Source organism: Shewanella putrefaciens (assembly GCF_016406325.1).
GTDB classification, from domain to species: domain Bacteria; phylum Pseudomonadota; class Gammaproteobacteria; order Enterobacterales; family Shewanellaceae; genus Shewanella; species Shewanella putrefaciens.
On record NZ_CP066370.1, the window covers coordinates 2,382,505 to 2,406,385 of the forward strand.

A 23,881-nucleotide genomic window follows, 5' to 3' on the forward strand; every position below is an offset into this window, starting at 1 on the left:
AATCCTTTAAGACAGTTGCTTTAGGATCAAGTCTTTGTCTCTTTTTCTTGCAACACGCTTTTGAGATCATGTTATGACACAGAATAAAATTTTCGGCAGTTTACTGCTTATCGCAGGCACCACAATCGGCGCGGGCATGTTGGCTTTGCCTATCGCATCGGCAGGACTTGGCTTTGGCACCTCCTCCGCCATTATGCTCATCCTATGGGCGCTAATGGCCTACACGGCACTGCTTATGGTGGAAATCCATCAATTCGCCCCCAGCGATGCCAGCCTTAATCACTTAGCGCAGCGCTTATTGGGTCGTAAGGGCCAGTTGATCGCCAATAGCGCCTTGATGTTTTTACTGTACGCCCTCTGCGCCGCCTACATTGCTGGCGGCGGCGAGCAAGTGAACCAAAAGCTGAGCACTTGGCTAGGGCTAAGTTTGCCACCACAGGCTGGCGCCATCCTGTTTACCCTGCTGATTGGCGCCATTGTGGGCATGGGAACCCACTGTGTGGACCTTATCAATCGCGGTTTGTTTGCCCTTAAGCTATTGGCATTACTGCTTATGTTGGCCTTATTACTGCCGCAGGTTGAAAGCGCACATTTGCTCGAACTCCCGCTCAACCAAGGCCTGATTATCTCAGCTATTCCGGTGATTTTTACCTCCTTTGGATTTCACGGTTCTATTCCCTCTGTGGTGCGCTACTTAGGCGTTGAGGTCAAAGCCCTGCGCAGGATCATGTTGTTTGGCTCGGCTTTGCCATTAGTGATTTACCTTTTGTGGCAACTGGGCAGTCAAGGCGTATTGAGCCAAAGTCAATTGCTCGAAAACCAGAGCTTATCGAGCTTTATCAATCGACTGGCGAGCGTACTGCACAGTGAATACTTAAGTAGCGCGATTAGTCTGTTTGCCGACCTCGCCCTTGCGACCTCGTTTTTAGGGGTAAGTTTAGGCCTGTTCGATTTTATGGCCTCAAGCTTAAGGCAAGAAGATAATGCAACAGGTCGCAGCTTAACTGCGGCCATCACCTTTTTACCGCCCTTAGGTTTTGCCCTCTTCTACCCCCAAGGTTTTATCACAGCGCTGGGTTACGCGGCGATTGCACTGGTGATCCTCGCCATCTTTTTACCTGTGGCCATGGTGTGGACACAACGCCAGATGCGAGACGCTGCTAATATGCCGACGGGTTATCGGGTCGCGGGCGGCAAGTTTGCCTTAATGCTCGCCACACTTTGCGGAATTGTGGTGATCGCCGCCCAGATATTTAGCTAGCCGCAATTCACTCACCAAGAGTGAGTTAACCAAAAGTTAGCTAGCTCGAATAAAAGATTAGGTACAAGAGCCTGTAAAACCTCAACTATTGACAGCAGGCTTTTGTCTATTCAATGATCCTTTCACATTAGTCAGCTAGGTTCTTGAGTGTTAAACTCGCTCTGATGCTCGTGTGTGATACGATAGCTTCAAAATAAAAGTACCTAGGTAAATACAGGTTAGTGTATTTTTGCGCAGCTAAGGCACGAGTTTAGTCAGGGCTCAGTGAATAAGGATAGAAGTCGAACCCAATGCCAATCCACAACAAGCCAAATCGCCGGAAATTCCCACTAAAAAAGACCCTATTGGCGACCAGCTTAACGGGTATCTTGGCGAGTGTGGCGTTAACCGTTTGGATTGTGAATACCCAGACTGAACAACTCATCATTCAAGCGGCAAATTTTGCCCTCGCAGGCATGGACAGCGAACTGATTGACATTGAGTTAGGGAAAAGTCAGTTAGCACATTGGCGTATTACCTCTGCTAACCTTAGGATACATGACAGCCATATCAGGCTTAATAACCTGAATATCCAGCTAAAACTGGACTGGCCGCAGAGCTTTGCCGAGCTGAAACAGTTTAGCCAAGTCTCTTACCTCACTCAAAAAATCACCCAAATCTCCACAGGTGATATTGAGGTCGAGTTAGGGCAATCGCTATTTTTACCTAATCGAAATGCTATCGATGAACAAGGCCCCGCCTTAGCCCTAGATATCAAATCATTGCCACTTATTGATATAGGTAAAACCAGCCTAATTCTCAAAGCCCACCATCTCAACACCCAAAATGATTTACCCGCCTATCGTTTGGTGATGGACAAGTTGAGCCTCAACGGCGCGGGGGAAATCAACAGCGAATTTAGCCATGCAGGTGAAAGCATCGCCAAACTTAAAGCAACACTCGAAGCTAACAAGTGGCAACTTGCGAGCGAAATTGCACTCGCGCCGCTGCTTGCGAGCTTGCATCAAATCAGCCTGAGGCAAGCGCAAGACAGTGTACTTAGTCCGTTAACTGAACTTGATAATGAATGGCAAGCGTTAGCGATTGATCTACAAGGTCAATTGGTGTCCAACAGCAGTATCACTTTAACCTCAGGCGAACTTATCAGTGAGCATCAATTAATCGATCCAAAGCTGACCTTTAGTCAACTGGCTGCACTAGAGCTTGTGCCAAAACCTAAGTTAGCATTTAACATTACCGGACATTTAGCAGAGCTTGACCTCAGCCTTGAGCCCTTTACCTTAGCGGTAAATCCCAATGCAATGCAGCAACAGCGATTAATGCAGCTACTCGATGCGTCCCTGGCTAATCCTTTAACTCAGCCTTCGTCTCCATCGACAACCAAGCCCGACTCTGAGCAAGCGCCAGATCAAGTTGCAAACCAAGTAACTGGTCAAATAACTAAGCTGCTATCTGGGCTTAAAAGCACAGATACACCAGTGGGATTATCGCTGACATTGCCTGAAACCCTGCATTATCCACTGACTCACATTCAGCAAGATACACAGGCAAAGCCTAGTGCGGATAAACCGTTTATATTTAATCTTCCCCGAGTTCAACTAACAACATTAGGCAGTAAGCTCGATGCGCAAATCGATTTAGCCAATGTTGAAGTGGTTCAGTCCGCCGATGCTCTGTCTTTTAACTCGGATTGGCACCTAGAGATAAATCAAACCAGCCCATTACAATTATCCCAATTGTGGGCAAATGTACCGCTGGATCTCAGTTGGAGCCACAGCCAGTTAACAACCGCAGGGAAATTTCACTTTGCAACAACACCCAACTCAACTGACTGGCAATTCATTACTGAACCTATCGGGACTGCTAGGTCAACAACACAAACGAAAAACAGCACATTGCAGTTTGTCATGGGTGGACTTAAGCAGATCAACACGCAAGATAAAAATCGGACTAAGCATGCTGATATAAGTCTTGGCAATATCGCCATTAATGCCCTTGCGCCACTTAAGGTAAATACAAATACCACAGACGGGTTAACAGTCACCCTACCACCTTTAACCTTAGCACTTGAGCAACTGCATCTTTCGCAAACCATACAAACTATAGAGGCCGCACCAGCAGAAACCGAGTCCAATGAAGCCATAAACTCGGGTATCGTCAGTAAAACTGACGTGAACACGGGCCATTTCTCAATTGCCTTACAAAACTCCATGTTATTTACGCTAAGGCCCGAGATTGAAACCCCACTCGACTCACTACTCGCCTCCCCTTGGCAGAATCGACTCGAGTGGCAGGCCAGTCAGCTTCATATTGAAAAACAGCTCAGTAGCAGAGGTCGAAGCCGCAAAGAAACAGTATTAAAGCTCGATACATTAACCCTTAAACAAGATGTAGATTGGCAACAAGGTACACTGCTAGGTGAAGAAAACTGGCAGGTTGGCACCGTTAAACTACAAAGCCATCATCAATTAAACCTCGCCACAGCAAACAAACCACTCGCATTGACTGGTCAATGGGTTGTCGATACGAGCATGACCGAGGCACTGTCCTTGCTCAATCAAACCCAGCCTTTACCTGCTGAGCTTAATGTTACGGGCAATAATCAATTACAGGCGCAGTTTAATCTGACACAGCAGCGTGATCAGACTCAATTTGCCATGCAAATTACTCAATTGATGACAAATCTTGAAGGTTTTTACAAAGACACCACCTTTGAAGGCGGAAAACTGCAGGCACAATGTGAGTTCACTTGGGGCCTCTCTCATAAAAAGCCGCAGGATAAAGGCTATTTTAGCAGTCTAAGTAAACTCAATTGTCCACAAACGCTGATGACATTTACCCTGTTCGACCCAGGCTTTCCGCTCACCGATATCGAAGTAGAAGCCGATATTGCCCTTAGTAAAGATGCTGAAAAACTGCCCGAGAATTGGATACAACAACTGACGGGCTTAAGCGATACCGATGTATCTATGACAGCCAAAGGCAAAGTGCTCAATGGTCAGTTTTTACTGCCAGAATTTACCCTTAAATTACAAGAGAAATCACATGCCTATCTGCTATTGCAAGGCATGAATCTAGAGGAAGTATTACGAATTCAACCACAAATTGGCGTCTATGCCGACGGTATATTCGACGGTGTATTACCTGTTGATTTAGTTGATGGCAAAGTCTCCATCTCGGGTGGGCAACTTGCCGCAAGGGCGCCCGGAGGACTTATCGCGATTTCAGGCAATCCTGCGGTGGACGGCATGCGTCAATCCCAACCCTATCTCAACTTTGTCTTTTCTACCCTAGAGCACTTACAATACAGTCAATTATCGAGTAGCTTTGATATGGATCAAGAAGGTGATGCAACCCTAATTGTCGAAGTCAAAGGACGTAGCCAAGGGGTTGAACGGCCAATTCACTTGAATTACTCCCATGAAGAGAACATGCTGCAATTATTTAGAAGTCTGCAAATTGGTAATGATTTACAGGACAGAATCGAAAAATCAGTGAAGTAACAAGGAAATCTCAGTGAAAACATTTCAATTAAAGCAAGTTAGCATTAGTGCTCGAAGCGCTCTCATCGCTTTAATCGCACTCACCACATTGCAGGGCTGCGCGCCCACAGTCAAAATAGAGCCACCGGATAAACCTATCGTTATCAATCTCAATGTAAAAATTGAACACGAGATAAAAATCAAAGTAGATAAAGAGTTAGATCAACTCCTATCTGATGAGAAACTGTTCTAAATTACACAAGAATTGAGGAACTACCATGAAATCAATGCCATTAAAAACAAAGCGACTAAAAACAAAGTTACTACAGCTATTCACTCTCTGCTTCTTAAGCCTTAGCCTCTTAAGCCAAAGTGCCTTTGCCATGTCACTTCAAGAAGCCAAATCTCAAGGCTTTCTCGGCGAACAAGCCAACGGCTACTTAGGATTAGTGCAAGCCAATCCCGAAGCCAAAGCCGTCATGGACGATGTCAATAACAAACGCCGCGCCCACTACGAAACCATCGCGAAAAAGAACAATATCTCCGCCGCCGATGTCGCTAAACTGGCCGGTGAAAAAGCCATCGCCGCCACAGATAAAGGCAATTATGTGCAAGATGCCAGCGGGAAGTGGATTAAAAAGTAGCCCTATTTAAGCGCTCTAGTGTATAAAACAACGCCTGTAATAGCAGGCGTTTTTATGGATGGATTTGTCGTTAGAGGGATATATGATTAACTGGCAACGATGTTATTGCCTTACAATGAATGCCTCAATTTACTTTCAACTACCAGCTCAAATACATGAAAAAGCTGGCAAAGCCAGTGCCTGATATCGACTCACTTCTACCGTAGAACTTCTCACACAAAAGCACCCCGAGGGATCATGGGGCGAATACAGACTGATAAACAGCCTAATTAACTTGGCGCAGAATGATGGACAGCCTCACTTGAAGATTATATTTCAATCTATAAAAGGACACGGTTTGTTTTGAACCATTTCAAAATGGTGGGCTCTGCAATAAGCACTGCTCGTTATTGCTCCTCTTTGGCACTCTTCATTTTTGCACTGTACCTGACTTCTTTCTTCACCAAGACAATCATAAAAATCTCTGTCTACTTTCCTTTGGTATTCTTCTTGTTCTAAGGGCTTGAAACCTGGATAAGGTAAAAACGCATCGTAGTCATAATAATATTGGAATGACTCAAATAAAAAATCATCAGTTAGCTCAAAATCAAGACTCTTAGCAAAAGAAAATATACTTTCAATCGTTCCTGTATTAAGAGTGGAAATTAATCCTTTTTCTTTCGCAATAAGTGGCTCATCTTGTTCATCGACTTCATGGATATCTAGCTCGTCATCATCGATTATCAACCCGAGTGTATTAAGATTCCATGCTCCTTCTGCCGGAAGATATAACCAACCACTTTCAAGTTGACCGTTCGCTCGTCTTAAAAAATTAATTAATGTATCCATATTTCCCTTTGATACCGCCGCCAGCAGAGGTGCAGGCTTGCGATCGTCCTACTGACTGGCTTTGTTAAGCGATTACTCACGGAAGCCAGCATCTTTAAGGATTGCGTCGATATCCGCTAATGGCTCTTCGTTCACCACTTGCTCCCACGTCGGCTCCGGCCCCCCGAACTCATATACCCTCAAGTACAAGATACTTCCGCTCTGCTTCCAATCCACGTAAAAACCTTCGCACAACAAGCCAGTTATTTGGTCAACTATTTGATCCGTTTCAACATCAATGACCCCAACCAAATCAACGCCACAATACTGAACTAACTTGCATTCGCGGAAAGTACTCACATTTGCCCATGCGTCAAATGCGGCTAATTTACGGTTTAACTCTTGCTCAAATTCTGGATTCATGGTTCTACCACTTAACCTGTTGCTAATGGGTTGCCGCTGCGCAGCATAGGCAGTCCCGTGGAGGCCATGTCGTTTGTGGCCGTAACTAATTTAACAATCTGTTAGTTGTCCTAGTATAATGTCAGCGCTAACATTTGTACTCACAATAAAGGAGCTCACCATGGATACAGAATTCAATTTCTTGTGGACGAAGAAATAAAACGCTTAGCTCAACAAATGGCAGAAAGCCAAGACCGAACTCTTAGCGATGCTTGTCGTGAACTCATGGAAATTTAAGCGAATTATCGGCTAATGGTTGATATTAAAAACCAATAGTGACTATTGATCTGCAACTACGTTATGCCGCAACCACATGACGCTGCGCACGCAGTGGGTGTAAGCGGTTATGCATCACTTTGATGGTTTCAAACTGCACCATGGTTTTAGCCCCAGATAAAACACATTCCGGCGATAATAACATCACTAGCGCGGACTGTAGGGTATTTTCAACCACAAGTACCAGTGCCCTTTGCTTTTGGCATTTAAGCTCAAAAACTTTACCCACATCGCTATAGACACAGACATCACTGGTATCAAAAAACCATGATTTAGGCATTTGCGGTGTTAGCATAAAATGAGCGGCGGTGGCATTGAGGGCAATTTGGACAATCGCAGCATCGGTCAAAGATAAACTTTTAGGTAATCTATCAAGTAAGTTCATATAGAATTTGGCGTGCGCGATATTAAACTCCATCCTCGATAAGGCATCAGGAATTAATGATTTTGCTTTATAAGCCGTCAGAAATTCTATTTCGGAACCTAACGATACGCCTAATACACCATACGAATCGTTATATTTCCATTGCCAATCCTTTTGCGGCATTAATAACATAACGTTTACCTACTATTTGAACACTCGCACATCATAGTAGATATTTTATTCAATATCAAAATAAAAATAATAAAATACAAATTATTTAACAGTTACTTAGTCGATCTATTATCGGATCTTAACTGCGATCCAATGATCTTTTTAGATCGCAGTTATTCAAAAAGATCTTCTTTTCGATCTCTTTATTGATCTTAAGATCATTATTTTAAGCGATAAGCTTCTACTATCTCTTTAATTAACTTCGGACCTTGGTAAATAAAACCAGAATAAATCTGTACCATAGTGGCGCCCGCATCAAATTTTGCTAGGGCATCTTCAGCACTATTAATCCCACCTACGCCTATGATTGGGATCTGTCCTTTCAAACATGTTGCCAATTGCCTTATCACTTCTGTTGACAGCTCTGTTAAAGGTTTGCCGCTTAAACCACCGCTTTCATTAGCATTAGCAAGGCCACTAACACCATCGCGCGTTAACGTGGTATTCGTTGCAATAGCACCATCAAATTTATTTTTAATCAGCGCGTCGGCGATATTTTCAATTTCTTCAATGGTTAAATCTGGTGCAATTTTAAGTGCGATAGGCACGTATTTTTTATGCTTCTCAGCCAGTTCAAGTTGCTTTGTTTTAATGGCGCTTAATAATTCATCTAATAGATCGCCATATTGTAGCGATCGTAATCCGGGGGTATTGGGAGATGAAATATTCACCGCAATATAAGCGGCATAGGGATAAACTTTATCCATGCAGATCAAATAATCATCTTTGCCCTGCTCCACTGGTGTGTCTTTATTTTTACCAATATTAACACCCACCATGATATCGGACTTTTTCGCGATCAAATTTCTAACTAAATTATCAACCCCTTTGTTATTAAACCCCATTCGATTAATGATGCCTTTGGCAGGTTTTAATCTAAATAAACGGGGTAAATCATTACCTGGTTGTGGTCTTGGGGTAACGGTGCCCACCTCAATGTGCCCAAATCCCATCGCATGAAAGGCATCAATTGATTCGCCGTCTTTATCCATTCCCGCAGCGAGACCTACCGGATTTGGAAAAGTCAGCCCCATAAATGTGACTGGAGCTGGCGCAATCGTTTGGCGATAAAAGCAGTTTAACGGACTGTTGCCTGTCATTTTTAAGCTGCCAATAGCCAGATTATGCGCTCGCTCAGGATCCATCTGAAACATGACTTTCTGTGCGATTTTATAGAACATGTACTTTCCTCGACCTAAAAAAAGCCCCGGCGATCGCCAGGGCTTCTGATTATTATAAAAGTTTACTTTTGGCCTTCGCAATGAAGGATCAGAAGATTAAGTTCACGTAGGGCGACGGAGAACTTAGCAAACTCATGGATTTGCGATGTCTTGAAGTCAGCTAGCATATGGAACCATCTTTCCAATAGAGCTTGATTAGAATCAATCCATTGGGAAATCACGCTCTGGGCGTCACAGGTTGCACTGCAGGTTCTTAAGACCACTGAACTCAACGCACGTTGTTGCCAATCCAACTCTTCCCTAAAGGCTGCACGGGCCAGTGCTTGCCAATGGTTCGCCACAGGTTGAGCACTGATCTGTTCTAGGAACCAGTGTAACTCAACACGAGCACCGAGTTTAAAGTAAGTTTCAGCAACCAACGCCACTGTCTTATCTTCAGCTTGGGCAATTTGTGCAATATCTAACGCTGAGAATAAGGTACTCATGTTAGCTACTAAGGTCGCAACATCCTGTGGCACATTTTCCTTGATCAAGGCGTTGATCTCAGTTTGAATGCCCGCGGCTTCTTCTTCTACTAGATATAAATGAACATTGGCCTTAATTTGTTCAAATACAGGTTTGAAGAATGCAACGGTTTGTTCAATGCTCCACGCGCGATTGCGATGACGTAGGAACCAACGACATGCACGGCGCATATTACGGCGCAATTGGTGCAACATTTCACCTTGAACCACAGCAGGTACGATACCGTTTAAGTCAGTGATCGATTTAGTTAATTCAGCTAAACCAAACACTTCGCGAGCCATAGTGTAGCAAATCGCCGCATCGGCAACTGAGGCACCAGTCTCATCTTGCATACGTTGAACGAAGTTCAAGCCCATATCGTTGACAAGTTCATTGGCGAGTGAGGTCGCAATGATTTCACCACGCAGTGGGTGTGTCGCCATTCTGTCGCTGTATTTTTCCTGCAGTTTTTTAGGGAAATACGCGATAAGCAATTGGCTTAATAAGGTATCTTCAGTGATTTCTGGTGTCACTAACTGTTCTTTCAGCACCATTTTCGCGTAGGCAACCAGTACAGAAAGCTCTGGGCGTGTTAACGCGCGACCACTGGCTAAACGCTCAGCAAGTTCATCCTCTGAGGGTAAGAACTCTAATGCTCTGTCTAACTTGCCTTCTTTTTCCAGATATTGGATAAAGCGGATCTGCTCTTTAAGCTGCTCAGCACCACGCACTTGAGTCACAGAGATAGTTCGAGTTTGATCTTTACAGTCTTGCAGAACAATTTGACCGACTTCTTCGGTCATTTCTTCCAGTAAACGGTTACGCTGCTTAAGCGTTAGTTCACCTTCAGTCACCATAGCGTTCAGCAGGATCTTGATGTTCACTTCGTTATCTGAACAGTCCACACCACCAACGTTATCCACGAAGTCAGTGTTGATTCGACCACCATTAGCCGCATATTCGATACGACCTAACTGAGTACAACCTAAGTTACCTCCCTCGCCGACAATCTTAGCACGCAGTTCGCCACCGTTGACCCGCAGAGCATCGTTAGCGCGATCGCCAACTTCAGCATGGGTTTCACGGGATGACTTAACATAAGTCCCGATCCCGCCGTTCCAGATCAGATCCACTGGCATTTTCAGCAGTTCTTTCATCAGTTCAGTTGGGGTCATAGAGGTTTTCTCTGTGGCCAACATTTGCTTCATTTCTGCCGATAATGGGATTGATTTAGATGAGCGGAGGAAAACCCCACCGCCCTTAGAAATCAACTTGCTGTTGTAATCTTCCCAGCTTGAACGTGGCAGAGCGAATAAACGCGCCCGTTCATCATAACTCAACGCCGTATCTGGATTGGGATCGATAAAGATATGCATGTGGTTGAAAGCGGCAACTAATTTAGTGTGCTTAGACAACAACATACCATTACCAAATACGTCGCCCGCCATATCACCTATACCCAAACAGGTAAAATCAGTGGTTTGACAATCGATGCCGACTTCGCGGAAGTGGCGTTTAACCGACTCCCAACCACCTCTAGCGGTGATCCCCATTTTCTTATGGTCATAACCGTTACTGCCACCCGATGCAAACGCATCGCCGAGCCAGAAATTGTATTCAAGGGAGATCGAGTTCGCGATATCGGAGAAAGTCGCCGTGCCCTTATCGGCTGCCACCACTAAATAAGGATCATCTTCATCGTGACGTACCACCTCTGCAGGATGGACTATCTCACCATTAACGATGTTATCGGTAATATCGAGCAATGCACGGATGAACAGACGGTAACACTCTTGGCCTTCGGTAAAGAAGGCTTCACGGCCACCTTCGGTCGGCAATTGTTTACAAACAAAACCACCTTTAGCACCGACAGGCACAATCACAGTGTTTTTCACTTGTTGTGCTTTTACCAAACCTAATACTTCGGTGCGGAAGTCTTCACGACGATCTGACCAGCGCAAACCACCTCGAGCCACTTTACCGTAACGTAAATGCACACCTTCAACCCGTGGCGAATAGACGAAAATTTCGAATTTCGGCAGTGGGCGCGGCATCTCAGGGATCATGGAAGGCATGAATTTAAACGAGATATAACTCTTAGGTTCGCCTTTAGCGTCCAACTGATAGAAGTTGGTACGTAGAGTGGCGTTAATGAGGTCTAAATAACGACGAATAATACGGTCATCATCAAGGCTAGACACTTCATCTAAACGTAAGTTGATCTGCTCCAAAAACTTGCCCAATGTACGGGTCTTCAGTTTAGGATTGAACTTACGGATAAACATTTTAACCAACAAATCAGCGATTTGTGGGTAACGGCCAAAGGTTTCTTCGATATAGGCTTGGCTAAATGTTGCATCAATTTGACGCATATATTTTGCATAGGCACGTAATACCGACACTTCACGGCCCGTTAAGCCAGACGCCAGAATAATGCGGTTAAAACCGTCATCTTCGAGTTTCTTTTGCCATACTTGTGACAGTGCAGTTTGGAATCTGTCTTGGCTATCGGCGATATTGTCAGTGTTGACCACTTTAACCGTCATCAAGAAATCTAAGATCCAGAAGGTAGAACCATCTGAGGTCGTGACTTCATAGGGGCGCTCGTTGATCACACGAAGACCAAAGTTTTCTAACATTGGTAGCACATCAGAAAGATGAATAGGCTCATCTTTATGGAACAGCTTTAAACGCACTTTATTGTCGTTCAGCGCCGCTTCCTGTGGTTGATAGAACAACATGCCAAGCTTGTGTTCATCGTCCAAAGCCTCTAAATGCTGCATATCCACTACAGCAGAGCTTGGCAGTACGTCTTCTTTATAGCTTTGTTCAAACGCATTGAGATAACGCTTAGTAAGGTGAGTACCGGCTTCTTCACCTAAGGCATTGTTAAGCGCAGTGCTTAACTTATCTTCCCAAGAACGTGCCGCTTCAATCAAATTATTCTCTATCGCAGCCACATCGACATCCATATTATTGTTATCAACTTTGACAATGTAGTGTGTACGAGCAAGGGACGACTCGGAGAAATAAGTCGTAAACTCTACATCTTCTTTGCTGTTAAAGTGCTGAGCCAAAATACGCTGAGTATCCTGACGAAGTTTAGTGTTGTAACGATCCTTAGAGACATACACTAAACAGGATAAGAAACGACCAAAACCGTCTTTACGTACAAAGAGTTTTAGTTTGTCTCTGTCTTGCATTTCAAGCACACCGTGAGCAGTGTGTGCTAAATCCTCAACATTGGCTTGAATTAGCTCATCACGGGGAAGGTTTTCAAGAATATTGAGCAGGGCTTTATAGTCGTGAGAACGTGGTGTTAAGCCTGAACGATCTAACACTCGTTGCACTTTTTCATTTAGCAGCGGAATTTCACGCGGACTACGGTTATACACGTTAGAGGCATATAAACCGATAAATCTGTCCTCACCCACCACATTGCCTTTCTTATCGAAACGCTTAATACCGATATAATCAACATAAGCTGGGCGGTGGACACGACTTTTGGCACTGCTCTTGGTCAAGATAAGCAAGCTATCATCTAAGGCTTCTTTACGGGCGCTATCGGAGAAGCTAGAAAGCAGCAAACCTTGTTCTGGCTGAGCTTTAGAGTGCTTATTCATCAACCCCAAACTCGAGGCAATATTAGGCACAAGCTCAACGTCACCTTCAACACGTTTCAAATCGTATTGACGGTAACCTAATAGCGTAAAGTGATGATTATTCAAGTAAGTCAGGAAGTTAATTGCTTCTTCTAACTCTTGCTTATCTCCAGGGAATGGACGCTTAGGTAAATCTTTAATGGTTTCCGATAATTTAGCTGACATCGCAGCCCAATCATTGACTGAGGCGGCAACATCGGCGAGCACTGACTTAATTTCGCGCTCGAGCACCTTGATGTCATCGGTACTACTTTGACGGTCAATTTCAATTAAGAAAACGGCAACATGCTCAGTGCTATTTGGATTTTGATTAAGATAGGTCACTTTAGAAACATCAGATGCCGTGCGCTCAATTGCTAACGGTGTATGTAACATCAGGTGTGCAGTAATACCCATACGATTCAATGCCATACCAACTGAATCTACCAAGAACGGCATGTCAGGTTGGATAACCTCAATAATCGAGTGGGTAGATTGCCAGCCGTGTTTTGACTGGCTTGGATTGAAAACTCTGAGGTGAGTTTCACCTTTTGGGGTTTTGTTGAGAGCGTTCCATAAACTGAGAACGGCACCGTACAGATCGCTATCATTACGCGCATTGAGATCATCTTTCGACATACGGCCGTAAAGACAGGTCGCGAACTGTTCAACTTGCTTGGCTTGTGAATTAGGGACTTTAGCGTGAATTAAACTGACTACATTTTCAAGTAGTACTGAAGGCATTGCATCTTTCAAGGCCATGTTGCTGTTTCCTTAAGCGTCTATGGCAGCGCTTTTTTTCATTATTTGGATGCTTCGGCTTAACGATCTCAGAAAATTAGTGTGATCCGGATCATCGCGCGAAGTTTATTACTAAATCCTCTGTATTTCGAGGAAAATTTTAGTGGTACATCCTCTTAAAATCGAGTAAAGGCAGGGATACAGGATGAATAATGACCAAACAATCGTAAAAACAGACTAACTATTCAAATATAAATGGGGAGTTAAACTCCCCATTGCTAGACTCTACTTGGCTTGTCGCCAAAATACCGCGGCTAACGCGGGTAGGATAATTATTGCACCCAGCATATTTACCACAAACATGAAGGTAAGCAATATTCCCATATCCATTTGGAACTTAAGCGCCGAGAAAAACCAAGTGCTCACACCAATCGCCAACGTCAAACCAGTGAAAATCACCGCACTACCCCGTTCGACCAAGGCTTCATAGTAAGCCTGCTGAACAGGCATACCGTTAGACAGCTTAGACGACATAGTAGATAAGATATAAATCCCATAATCCACACCAATTCCCACACCAAGAGCAATCACAGGTAACGTACTGACCGCGAGCCCAATATTAAGCTGCGTCATCAAGGCTTGCGCTAATGTTGAAACAACATATAAAGGAATAATCACCGCCACCGTCGCTTTAAAGGATTTAAAGCTAATTAAACAAAGTACAAAAACAGCACCATAGACGTATAGCATCATAGGCAATTGCGCGGCAGCAACGGCTTCGTTGGTCGCAGCCATCACACCCACAGGACCCGACGCCAGCTTAAACTGCAATTGTTCATTATCCATTTTCGCCGCGACGGCCTTCACCTTTGCCACAACAGTTTCGATGGTTTCGGCCTTATGATCTTTCATAAACAAATACACGGGCATCACGGAACAATCACCATTTAACAACCCTGATGTTGTTGGGATCTGGCCTATCGCTTGTACCAAGCTTGCTGTCGTGCGCGGTAGCACTTCCCATCTTGGATTACCTTCGTTAAAGCCCGCATTCACTTTTTTTGCAACTGAAGCTAAACTCACTGTCGATTCAATCCCAGGAGTATTGCGAACTAACCATTCAAATTCATCTATTTGCGTCAATATATCATGATAAGTACATGCCTCTGGAGTCGCTTCAACAATCACAGTCATCACATCTGTGGTAATAGAAAAATGGTCAGTAATAAAGAAAGTATCTAAGTTATACCGTGAGTCTTGATGTAAGGCGGGAGCCCCACCCTGCAAATCGCCAATTTTCATCTGATTAGCCTGCTGCAAACCAACAAAATACAATGCTGTAGTTGCGATAATCACCACAACAGCATATTTAGGGGTCGCAAACTTTGCTAAAAAACGCCAAATGGCTTCAGCACGCACTTCTTCAGCCGTCGGCTCTGCGTGTTTGACGGCTTTCAATTCAGTGAAAGAAATCACTAATGGCAGCAAAATAAGGTTAGTGAAAATAATCACACCTACGCCTAAAGACGCAGAAATAGCTAACTCACGGATAATGCCGATATCAATAGATAACAGTGTAATAAAACCAACGGTATCAGAGAGTAACGCCACACCGCCTGGGACTAATAAACTACGAAACGCCGATGCCGCCGCCGCTTTTGTCGTTTGCCCATCCATCACTCGGCGCCTAACCGCATTGATCATTTGCACACCGTGGCTCACCCCAATCGCAAACACGAGGAATGGCACTAAAATCGACATGGGATCGAGACCAAAACCGATCACCGTTAATAGTCCAAGTTGCCATACCACCGCAGTCAAGCTGCAAGCCAAAGGCAAAATAGTGAGGATCAGGGACTTAGAAAAAAGATAAACCATCACGGCCGTGATCAAAATCGCGATCACAAAAAACAGCAACACGCCCTTGGCACCGTCGGCAACATCACCCGCCATTTTGGCAAAACCAATAATGTGAATTTTAACCTTATCGGTTTCGAATTTTCCTCTGAGTTCATTTTCAAGTTGAGCTGCAAAAGCGATAGTATCCAGTGGTTTACCCGTTTGTGGATCAAAATCCATTAATTGGGCGGACACCATAGCAGCACTGTAATCATTTGCGATTAAGCGCCCAACAATCCCTGCTTTTTCAATATTATCGCGAACCGTATCCAACCCTGTTTGAGTCGTTGAAAAATCAGCGGGGATCACAGGCCCCCCTGCAAAGCCATCTTCTACCACTTCCGTAAAACGCGTTGAAGGAGAAAAAATAGATTTCACCTGTGAACGTTCGACCCCGGGGATAAAGAAGAGTTGGTCATGGACGTTTTTTAACGTATCAAAGTAATTTGCATTAAAAATATTGCCGCTTGTATCTTCAACGGCCACCATAATGCTATTCGCTCCCCCAAAATCCTTTTGATGTTTGAGGTAAGTCTGCATATAACTGTGGTTTAGCGGAATATTTTTGATAAACGCTGCATCCATTTTCAACTGACTAGCTTGATATCCCAAAAACAGTGTCAATAACGCAAAAATACCAACTACCCATGCGCGATTGCGAAATAAAAATGATTCAAATCCGTTGACCAGTTTTTCTAACATCTTCTCGGCCCTATTATTGTTGTTCTAGAATTTTATGGCTTAAGAATAAACAGCCCTTGGCTGCCTGATAACCACATATTCCCTTGATTATCTTTTGCGATAGAAACTAAATTTTCCCCTTGACGACGGGTGACTATGCTACTGGTGTCATCACTATTTAGCTGTATCACAACCCCCGCATTGCCGACTAAATAGAGTGTTTCATCTGAGATAGCCATAACCCCATTGATTGAAGATTGTACTGGCATCTCAATTTCATGCCATTGTTCCAAACTCAAATCGGTCTTAAATATATTTCCCCTCAGCCCCATCACATAGATTGCATCTCGCATTTCAATGGCATTAAACATAGAACCATCATAATCAAAACTAGTTCGGGTGAAGGTTATTCCCTTATCGTCCGATGAAGCCACTAAACCCAGTTCTCCGACTAGAATTAGGCGACCATCTTTTAAAGCGATAATGCGGTTAAAATGAGGTAATAAAGAAGCTCGCTCATCCAGATAGGCGGCTTCATCGCTACCTTTTAACTCAGCCAAATAAGCGACATCCTCTTCGGCGAGTAATTCTTCATGGAACTCGGCACGCCAATTAACGCCACCATCCCAAGTACGATAAAACAATCCATAGGCACCTATCGCCATACCTTCTCGTTCATTTAAAAACAGAATATCGAGAAAAGGCTTTTCAACCTCGCTAGATTGCATTTGGAGTTGCCATGTTTGACCGCCATCCTGTGTATGCAAAATCGTTGCGTCATGGCCAACAGCCCAACCTAATGTGCTATTAATAAAAAACACTTTAGTTAACTGAACCGATGTAGGCGTAATCACTTGTTGCCAATGGTTATCATAAACCAGTACATGCCCACGCTCACCCACCGCGACTAAGCGTTGACCCGTATCGGCAATGTCTAATATTAGTGATGAGCTAGCCAAAGGTTGAATTTGAGATGGCGGCGTAACTGATGTCGCAGAAAACAAAGAAGAACTAAATAAACAACTGAGACTGAGCGCAGTAACACAGTGAAGGATGCGAAACGACATACAAACTTCCTTAAACTAATGAGGGGCGCTTAGCGCCCCTTAATATTTGGCGATTAACGAATACCTTCACGACGTAAGGCGTCTGGGGTAAAGTTTGCTTCGCTCAATTTGGCATCAAAGTTATACATACCACTTTGGTTGTCTAAGCCCATCACCAAATAACGACGAGACTGTAAATCATGGAAAACCTCTAAAGTATTCCATTGCGTCGGTACTTCGTAATAGTTCAAACCATGGGCAACGGCGACACGGTATAACTCATCACGGTTATCATATAAATCGGCAACTGATACTTGCCATGAATCTTCATCTAGGTACATCACACGGGTTTTATAAATGTGGCGCATTCCTGGTTTTAATGTCGCCTTCACTTCCCAAACACGGTGTTTTTCCCAACGAACATACTCAGGATTAATATGACCCGCTTTTAAAATTTGGTTATATTTCAGCTTGTCTGAGTGCAATTTATAGTCATTATACGGAATATAAATTTCTTTCTTGCCAATCAACTCCCAGTTATAACGCACTGGAGAGCCGTTAAACATATCGAAGTCATCCGTAGTGCGTAAACCGTCCGAAACCGTACCTGGAGTATCAAAGGCCACGTTTGGTGCCTTACGTACACGACGCTGCCCCGTGTTATAGGTCCAAGCTTGGCGTGGCAATGCTTCTTGATCCATGGTTTCTTTAACCAAGAGGGCTGTTCCTGCCAAACGAGCGGGTTGAGTCACCACTTGTTTGAAATAGAATAAGGTATTGTTGGCTTTTAACTGTTCTAAGGTGATCTCAGGACGCGAGTATTCAAAACGAAGCTCTTCAGCCATTTCAACCAAGGTAAAGTTCCCATCAGCAGTCGGAGCTGCTTGGCTACGAGTCGTCTCAACATCCACTCCTCGGAAACGTAAAATATGGTTCCAAATAGCCTCTAACCCATTAGTTGGAATAGGAAATGGAATACCAATCGATGCACCTGACAAGCCATTTCCTTGTGCGACTAACTCAGCGCGAGTCGCGTTTGCTTTAGTGGCATCATAGACAAACTGAGGCACGGATGCGCTTCGGCGAGTCTTGTAGACATTCATTTTGTATGTATCAGGATAAAGTTCAAATAACCGTAGCTGACCTGGCGTTAAAAAATCTTTATATTCTGCTTTGTTAGCATTCGTAATGGTGAATTCTATTTTATCCTCAGGAAAAGGATCGGGATGATGCATTCCTTTGGTATAGCCTGCAACAGGTTGCGTGATACCACCATCCCACGCCGGAATAGAGCCATCGGCATTACCCGCTTTTTCAGCACCCAATGGCGTTAATTCATTACCTAGTTTTGCTGCATCAGCCTCTGAGACTTTCGCCATTACAACAGGCGCTGCAAGTGCCATTATGACTGCACTCGCCAATATCGTCAGTTTCTTCATTGTTTTAATCCTTTTAGATCGAATACTTGATATTGAATGAAACATAATCACGATCTGCCATCGCATTCGTCGTACCCACACCGCCAAAGAAGTTGTTATAGGACAGATCTGCACCCCAGCGGTTTTGGTAGTCAAAATTAAGACCTAGTGCAATTGATTTACGTCCTTCCGTAAAAAGGAACATAGGATCTGGTGTGATACCGTCGACGTCATGGGAGAAAATCACCCTTGGAGACATATTCACACCCGCAAATAGGTTATTAAATTCAGCTTTAGCAACAATGCGATATCCCCAAGCAAAATCGGTTGGGAATGGGTTGGTTTCTGGACCATTGTGCAGTGCTTGAATAATTCCAGGCATATCTGGATTACCACCAGAGCGCGAAGTGCCAGGTCCATTGAGACGCAGTTCATCAAAACCAGGCATATCATGGATCCACACACCACCGACTTCGGCCAACATAGTTAAGTTATCTAAACCTAATGTTGGGCCAAATAAGTGTGTTAAGGTCATTTGCGCTTGGGTCGTATCCAAGCGAATAAACCCATCAACGGTTTCTCCTGGTTTAACATCCTTTATCTGGGAAATACCATCAAGATCAGGCCGTATTCCAGCATTGGCTAACTGCTGTGGCATACCCGCAAACAACAATTCCACATCATCAATCTGCAACGGCTCATCTTGACGGTGGGCGATTTCCGCAGCGACAGAAGTATCACCAATCAAGGTGTTAAAGCTAAAGCCATACAGCTTAATATCTTCTGGATAGACAATTTGAGCCTTGGAAAAGCTCTTCAAACTCAGTAACAGTTCGCGATTAATATTGCCTGAGTTTTGGCCTATCGTTGCCAGATCAGCTATGATAGCCCCTGTACTGAAATCGGCCGCTGTACCACTGATCAATGGTCTACGGCTATGGTAGTTCATAAAATAGAACCCAAATTCGGTCTCGCCGAGTGAAGGTGCATAATAACCCAACTTAATACCGTATTGCCCACCGTTGCTAGGCTCTTGTTCATCCTGCACTAAGGTCACTTTGGTTGGGTAAGCTAATCCCATAGACACCAATTGTGCTGTTGGGATAGTCTGACCACTGGCAATCATTCCTGCTAAGAGTTCATACTCTTGCATCACGAAGTCTAGATTAATATCTGGGTTCGCGTTAAAGCCAAGCTGTGCATTTTGGGCATAACCACCAAAACCCGCAAAATCATTGGTCGCAAAAATGGAGCCTGGCGTTGGAACCCAAATGGGTTGCCAATCGTATTGATAGAAAGCTTCAACTGTTAACGAATCAGTGATCCCAAGGGATGCCCACACCATGCCTTGAGGTCTAAAAGCTTCTTTCAACTCTGCGCCTGGTGCGTTAAGGATATTTAAATCAACAGCGTTAATTTCACTGATCCCATGGGCGATTAACGTACTTTCCCCCCATGAAACCACTTGGTTACCTAAACGAATGGATAAAGGGTTTGCACCATCGTTTAAATCGAAATTACCGTAAACAAAAGCATCAAGTAGACGAATATCCTTACATTGAACTTCAGATGCTCGGTTATCATCACAAGGATCAAATGCTTTACCTGTTATCGGGTCGTTGTAGTCATAATTACCGTCGTTTAATTTACGATCGTAAAAATACATACCGCGGGCAAATAGGCCATAGTTTTTATACTTAAGTGATAACTCATGTAAGCCTTTGAAGATCTCAGAAGTAGTATCACCCTGAGAATAAAGTAAATTACTTAAATCGTTGTTACTTGAATAAGAGCCTGGCTGAGCCCAGATCTCTGTAGAGGTATACTTAGTATTCCCAAATGCGCTGTAGTTAGACCAATCAAATTGAGGCTGATTCACTTTACCAATTTGACCAGACCAATCACGGTCTCCAACACGCCAACTCGCGCCAGCAGTCCAAGTTGAGTCAAATGTTCCCTTAACCTCACCCCAATCAAATGAGACTGCATTAACACTTGCCACTGTTAATAAACTCAATGCCGACGCCACCCCCAAAGCAAGCGCCGACTTGTTAAAGCTATTTTTAACCATTTTCATTTTAGCTCTCCGTACCCTGCTGGATTCTTTGTTTTAGGAATTACAACCAACATCTTGTTAGCTCACAGGTAACATCATTGTTACAGCAATTAATCCCCTTGAGCAAGGCACTATTAGAGAAAATTTTCTAAAGAATTAAGCACGTAGACATGTTTATGTCATAGATTTGTCAGAGAGGATTTAAATTAGAAAAGGGTAAGACAAAAGGCTGAGGGCAAAAAACACTAAAAAATCATAATATTCATTAACATAAAGAGCGACAAATTGTTACTTCATAAAATGTATATTCATCCACCCGTTTAAAGTAATTGCTCTAAGTAACAATAAATAAATATGAATTAAACACGATTTAATGAAACAAATTGTCCCTTATCATCGACAACTAATTTGAAATAGCCGTGGATCCCCTCTTCTGTTAAAAAACGTCGAAAATGGCGCCCATTGATCCATAATATTCGACCTTGGCTTTCGCGTACTTCCACTTTATCAGCAATACCCTGATAGTAAGGCAAAAAGTCTCGATAGCTGATCGTTAATTTGAAGTAAAATTCCATCAATAAATGGGGCGACATACACTGCCGCCCTCCTCCTACAGAATCCTAATTTGCCAACGCTTTCGATACTTTCTCATACATATCTTTAGACAAATCGGGCAACGCTAAGAGCTGCGCTAAGCAAGCCTTAATATGCATTTGACGTGCTAAATCAAATTTACTGAATTGGATTAATGGTGTCACCATTCGTGCAGCCACCTGAGGATTGAGTTGATTTAATGTGATTAAGCATTCCGTTAAGAAAGCATACCCCTTTCCATCGGCACGGTGAAATTGGTCAATATTGCCAGCGGCAAAACTGCCAATGAGTGAGCGTACCCGATTAGGATTGCTCATACTAAAGCTGCTGTGTTGTTGCAATTGACGTAAACTATCAATGACATCATCTGCATTACGCGTTGCTTGCAACATAAACCATTTATCCATCACTAGCGGAGTATCTCGCCAACGCTGTTCAAATGTTGCCATTAATTCACTTCGACAAGGCAAATCACCAACATTAGCGGCCATTAAAGCACCGAGGGAATCCGTCATATTAGTCGCGTTTTCAAACTGGGATATGACAAAATCTTCAGCGCCAACGGAAACTCGGCTCATCCAATTTAGACATTGATTCTTAAGAGCGCGAGCCTGAGTACTTTCCACGGTCAACAGTGAACGATAAAGCGCAACTAACTCATCTTCACAATATGAGGCAAGTTCAGTTAATACAAACTCCCGGGCACAGACTAATGCATCTAAATCAACGGTTTCAACCTGCTCAATCAAGGCTGATGCGGATGGAATAGCTAAAATTTCAGCAATTAAAGCCTGATCTAGCACAGTATCAAGCAACACACCCTTGAAGCTATCACGCACCCTCTCATCCAGAGCCATCGCTTGCTGCTGTTGTAGATGAGTAACATTCTGCCAAATAGCTTGGCTTACCAAGGTGACAGAGGCTTCCCAACGCGCAACGTCACTGCTGGCAAAACGCATCAAATGGACTAAATGTTCGACACTAAAGTTATAATGCAATTTTACGGGTGCTGAAAAATCCTGCAGTAATGAAACTACCGGTTTATGGCTTAATCCCTCGAAACTGAAAACCTGCTCTGCCTCTTTAAAATCAAGTACTTCATTAACTAATGACACTCCTTTGGTATCTAAGAGTTCAATGCTGAAGGGAATATGTAATGGAGATTTACAGCCCGCTAATGTCTGTTTAAGACTAAGCTGATAAGTACCTGAACTTGCATCAAAACAGTCTGTTACCGTCACTATCGGGGTACCTGCTTGGCTATACCACAAACGGAATTGGGTTAAATCAACTCCGCTGGCATCTTCCATCGCAGCCACAAAATCATCACAAGTCACAGCTTGACCATCGTGACGTTTAAAATACAATTTCATTCCTGCCTGAAATTGAGTTTCGCCGAGCAAAGTGTGCATCATTCGAATCACTTCGGCACCTTTGTTATACACAGTAACAGTGTAAAAATTATTCATTTCAATCACTGATTCAGGACGGATCGGATGGGACATTGGGCCTGAATCCTCAGCAAATTGCTGATTCTTGATCACTTTAATTGCGTGAATTCTATTCACCGCCCGTGAACCTAAATCGGAACTAAATTCCTGATCACGAAATACGGTTAACCCTTCTTTTAAGCTTAACTGAAACCAGTCACGGCAAGTCACCCGATTTCCCGTCCAGTTATGGAAATACTCATGCCCGACAACTGACTCAATACCGTGGTAATCTTCATCCGTAGCAGTCAAGGTATCAGCAAGCACATATTTGGTATTAAAGATATTTAAGCCTTTGTTTTCCATGGCTCCCATATTGAAAAAGTCGACGGCCACTATCATATAAATATTTAAGTCATACTCGAGATCAAACCGTGATTCATCCCAAGCCATCGACTTTTTAAGAGACGCCATCGCATGGTTTGCTTTATGTAGATTACCTTTATCAACAAATACTTGAAGTATCACTTTGCGATGACTACGGGTGATAAATTCATCCTCTAGCATATCAAAATCCCCTGCGACCAAGGCAAACAGATAAGCAGGTTTCGGAAACGGATCTTGCCAGCACACATAATGGCGCCCACCCTCTAATGGCCCTTGGTCAATTAAGTTGCCGTTACTCAGTAAAAATGGAAATGCCGCACTATCCGCTTCTATTCGCACAGTATATTTGGCAAGTACATCGGGACGGTCGAGAAAATAGGTAATACGCCTAAAACCTTCTGCTTCACATTGAGTACAGTAAGCACCATCGGACATATACAAACCTTCAAGGCTTAAGTTTGCCTCAGGATCCAGCTTAGTCACTATCGCCAACTCAAACTCATCGAGGGTGGTTTCAAGAGTTAAGTATCCAGCACCGACTTGGTAAGGCACAGCTTCGCCATTGATAGTTACCGATTCAAGAACAAGATCATCACCATCAAGCGTTAAGGGATGTGTATGTGATGAAGTACGTTTAACAGTACTTGTCGCTTTAACACGCGTGTTTTTACCCGCTAAGTCAAAGACTAAATCAATGGTATCAATAGTGAATAGCGGGGCTTGATAATCTTTAAGGTACTTGGCTTGTGCTTGCGTCATTTCGATCCCTTTAACTC

The 23,881-nt window shown here is 43.6% G+C and carries 15 protein-coding genes; 4 read left to right on the top strand and 11 right to left on the bottom strand.

The genetic code is table 11. The features are described from left to right. The first annotated feature begins 73 nt into the window (after window positions 1-73). From JEZ96_RS10640 to JEZ96_RS10655, 4 genes are all read left to right on the top strand, one after another. Window positions 74-1,261, top strand: a complete 1,188-nt coding sequence (locus JEZ96_RS10640) for an aromatic amino acid transport family protein (RefSeq protein WP_061783441.1) — start codon at window positions 74-76, stop codon at window positions 1,259-1,261. A gap of 290 nt (window positions 1,262-1,551) precedes the next feature. After that, window positions 1,552-4,764, top strand: a complete 3,213-nt coding sequence (locus JEZ96_RS10645) for a YdbH domain-containing protein (protein WP_198779801.1) — start codon at window positions 1,552-1,554, stop codon at window positions 4,762-4,764. A 13-nt stretch (window positions 4,765-4,777) separates the two neighbouring features. Then, window positions 4,778-4,996: a YnbE family lipoprotein gene (locus JEZ96_RS10650; RefSeq protein WP_025007817.1), complete on the top strand. Its 219-nt coding sequence runs from the start codon at window positions 4,778-4,780 to the stop codon at window positions 4,994-4,996. 25 nt (window positions 4,997-5,021) lie between these two features. Continuing rightward, complete coding sequence (locus tag JEZ96_RS10655) at window positions 5,022-5,387, top strand: YdbL family protein (RefSeq protein ID WP_011789152.1); 366 nt, start codon at window positions 5,022-5,024, stop codon at window positions 5,385-5,387. Between the two features lie 315 nt (window positions 5,388-5,702). Here JEZ96_RS10655 and JEZ96_RS10660 read toward each other — a convergent pair whose 3' ends face one another. The 11 genes from JEZ96_RS10660 to pepN all read right to left on the bottom strand — a co-directional run bounded on the left by JEZ96_RS10660 (window position 5,703) and on the right by pepN (window position 23,864). After that, window positions 5,703-6,215, bottom strand: a complete 513-nt coding sequence (locus tag JEZ96_RS10660; RefSeq protein ID WP_025007816.1) for a DUF7716 domain-containing protein — start codon at window positions 6,213-6,215, stop codon at window positions 5,703-5,705. A gap of 72 nt (window positions 6,216-6,287) precedes the next feature. Further along, complete coding sequence (locus JEZ96_RS10665) at window positions 6,288-6,617, bottom strand: hypothetical protein (RefSeq protein ID WP_128090070.1); 330 nt, start codon at window positions 6,615-6,617, stop codon at window positions 6,288-6,290. Window positions 6,618-6,954: 337 nt separating this feature from the next. Next, complete coding sequence (locus JEZ96_RS10675) at window positions 6,955-7,488, bottom strand: cell division protein ZapC (protein WP_011789148.1); 534 nt, start codon at window positions 7,486-7,488, stop codon at window positions 6,955-6,957. Window positions 7,489-7,688: 200 nt separating this feature from the next. Then, the gene (gene pyrD / locus JEZ96_RS10680; protein ID WP_014610693.1) at window positions 7,689-8,708 is read right to left on the bottom strand and encodes a quinone-dependent dihydroorotate dehydrogenase; all 1,020 of its coding nucleotides are present in this window, start codon (window positions 8,706-8,708) and stop codon (window positions 7,689-7,691) included. A gap of 62 nt (window positions 8,709-8,770) precedes the next feature. Then, window positions 8,771-13,615, bottom strand: coding sequence for an NAD-glutamate dehydrogenase (locus JEZ96_RS10685; RefSeq protein ID WP_011789146.1), 4,845 nt, complete (start codon window positions 13,613-13,615; stop codon window positions 8,771-8,773). Between the two features lie 264 nt (window positions 13,616-13,879). Then, complete coding sequence (locus JEZ96_RS10690) at window positions 13,880-16,195, bottom strand: efflux RND transporter permease subunit (protein WP_011789145.1); 2,316 nt, start codon at window positions 16,193-16,195, stop codon at window positions 13,880-13,882. Window positions 16,196-16,227: 32 nt separating this feature from the next. Continuing rightward, window positions 16,228-17,241 (bottom strand): WD40/YVTN/BNR-like repeat-containing protein, encoded by a 1,014-nt coding sequence (locus JEZ96_RS10695; RefSeq protein WP_011919421.1) that lies wholly within the window; start codon window positions 17,239-17,241, stop codon window positions 16,228-16,230. Window positions 17,242-17,294: 53 nt separating this feature from the next. After that, on the bottom strand, window positions 17,295-18,659 hold the full coding sequence (locus JEZ96_RS10700) for a DUF1329 domain-containing protein (protein WP_011789143.1): 1,365 nt from the start codon (window positions 18,657-18,659) through the stop codon (window positions 17,295-17,297). A 13-nt stretch (window positions 18,660-18,672) separates the two neighbouring features. After that, window positions 18,673-20,715 carry a DUF1302 domain-containing protein gene (locus JEZ96_RS10705; RefSeq protein ID WP_011789142.1) on the bottom strand — a complete coding sequence of 681 codons (2,043 nt, stop codon included), beginning with the start codon at window positions 20,713-20,715 and terminating at the stop codon, window positions 18,673-18,675. Window positions 20,716-21,053: 338 nt separating this feature from the next. Beyond that, window positions 21,054-21,269: a DUF2835 domain-containing protein gene (locus JEZ96_RS10710; protein ID WP_025007815.1), complete on the bottom strand. Its 216-nt coding sequence runs from the start codon at window positions 21,267-21,269 to the stop codon at window positions 21,054-21,056. A gap of 45 nt (window positions 21,270-21,314) precedes the next feature. Then, complete coding sequence (pepN, locus tag JEZ96_RS10715) at window positions 21,315-23,864, bottom strand: aminopeptidase N (RefSeq protein WP_025007814.1); 2,550 nt, start codon at window positions 23,862-23,864, stop codon at window positions 21,315-21,317. Window positions 23,865-23,881 lie beyond the last annotated feature (17 nt).

Bases quoted from the DNA above. Each gene is read 5' to 3' on its own strand.
- JEZ96_RS10665 (WP_128090070.1), bottom strand. From the start codon at position 6,617: ATGAATCCAGAATTTGAGCAAGAGTTAAACCGTAAATTAGCCGCATTT.
- JEZ96_RS10685 (WP_011789146.1), bottom strand. From the start codon at position 13,615: ATGGCCTTGAAAGATGCAATGCCTTCAGTACTACTTGAAAATGTAGTC.
- JEZ96_RS10690 (WP_011789145.1), bottom strand. From the start codon at position 16,195: ATGTTAGAAAAACTGGTCAACGGATTTGAATCATTTTTATTTCGCAAT.
- JEZ96_RS10695 (WP_011919421.1), bottom strand. From the start codon at position 17,241: ATGTCGTTTCGCATCCTTCACTGTGTTACTGCGCTCAGTCTCAGTTGT.
- JEZ96_RS10675 (WP_011789148.1), bottom strand. From the start codon at position 7,488: ATGTTATTAATGCCGCAAAAGGATTGGCAATGGAAATATAACGATTCG.
- JEZ96_RS10710 (WP_025007815.1), bottom strand. From the start codon at position 21,269: ATGGAATTTTACTTCAAATTAACGATCAGCTATCGAGACTTTTTGCCT.
- JEZ96_RS10660 (WP_025007816.1), bottom strand. From the start codon at position 6,215: ATGGATACATTAATTAATTTTTTAAGACGAGCGAACGGTCAACTTGAA.
- pyrD (WP_014610693.1), bottom strand. From the start codon at position 8,708: ATGTTCTATAAAATCGCACAGAAAGTCATGTTTCAGATGGATCCTGAG.
- JEZ96_RS10700 (WP_011789143.1), bottom strand. From the start codon at position 18,659: ATGAAGAAACTGACGATATTGGCGAGTGCAGTCATAATGGCACTTGCA.
- JEZ96_RS10640 (WP_061783441.1), top strand. From the start codon at position 74: ATGACACAGAATAAAATTTTCGGCAGTTTACTGCTTATCGCAGGCACC.
- JEZ96_RS10705 (WP_011789142.1), bottom strand. From the start codon at position 20,715: ATGAAAATGGTTAAAAATAGCTTTAACAAGTCGGCGCTTGCTTTGGGG.
- JEZ96_RS10655 (WP_011789152.1), top strand. From the start codon at position 5,022: ATGAAATCAATGCCATTAAAAACAAAGCGACTAAAAACAAAGTTACTA.
- pepN (WP_025007814.1), bottom strand. From the start codon at position 23,864: ATGACGCAAGCACAAGCCAAGTACCTTAAAGATTATCAAGCCCCGCTA.
- JEZ96_RS10645 (WP_198779801.1), top strand. From the start codon at position 1,552: ATGCCAATCCACAACAAGCCAAATCGCCGGAAATTCCCACTAAAAAAG.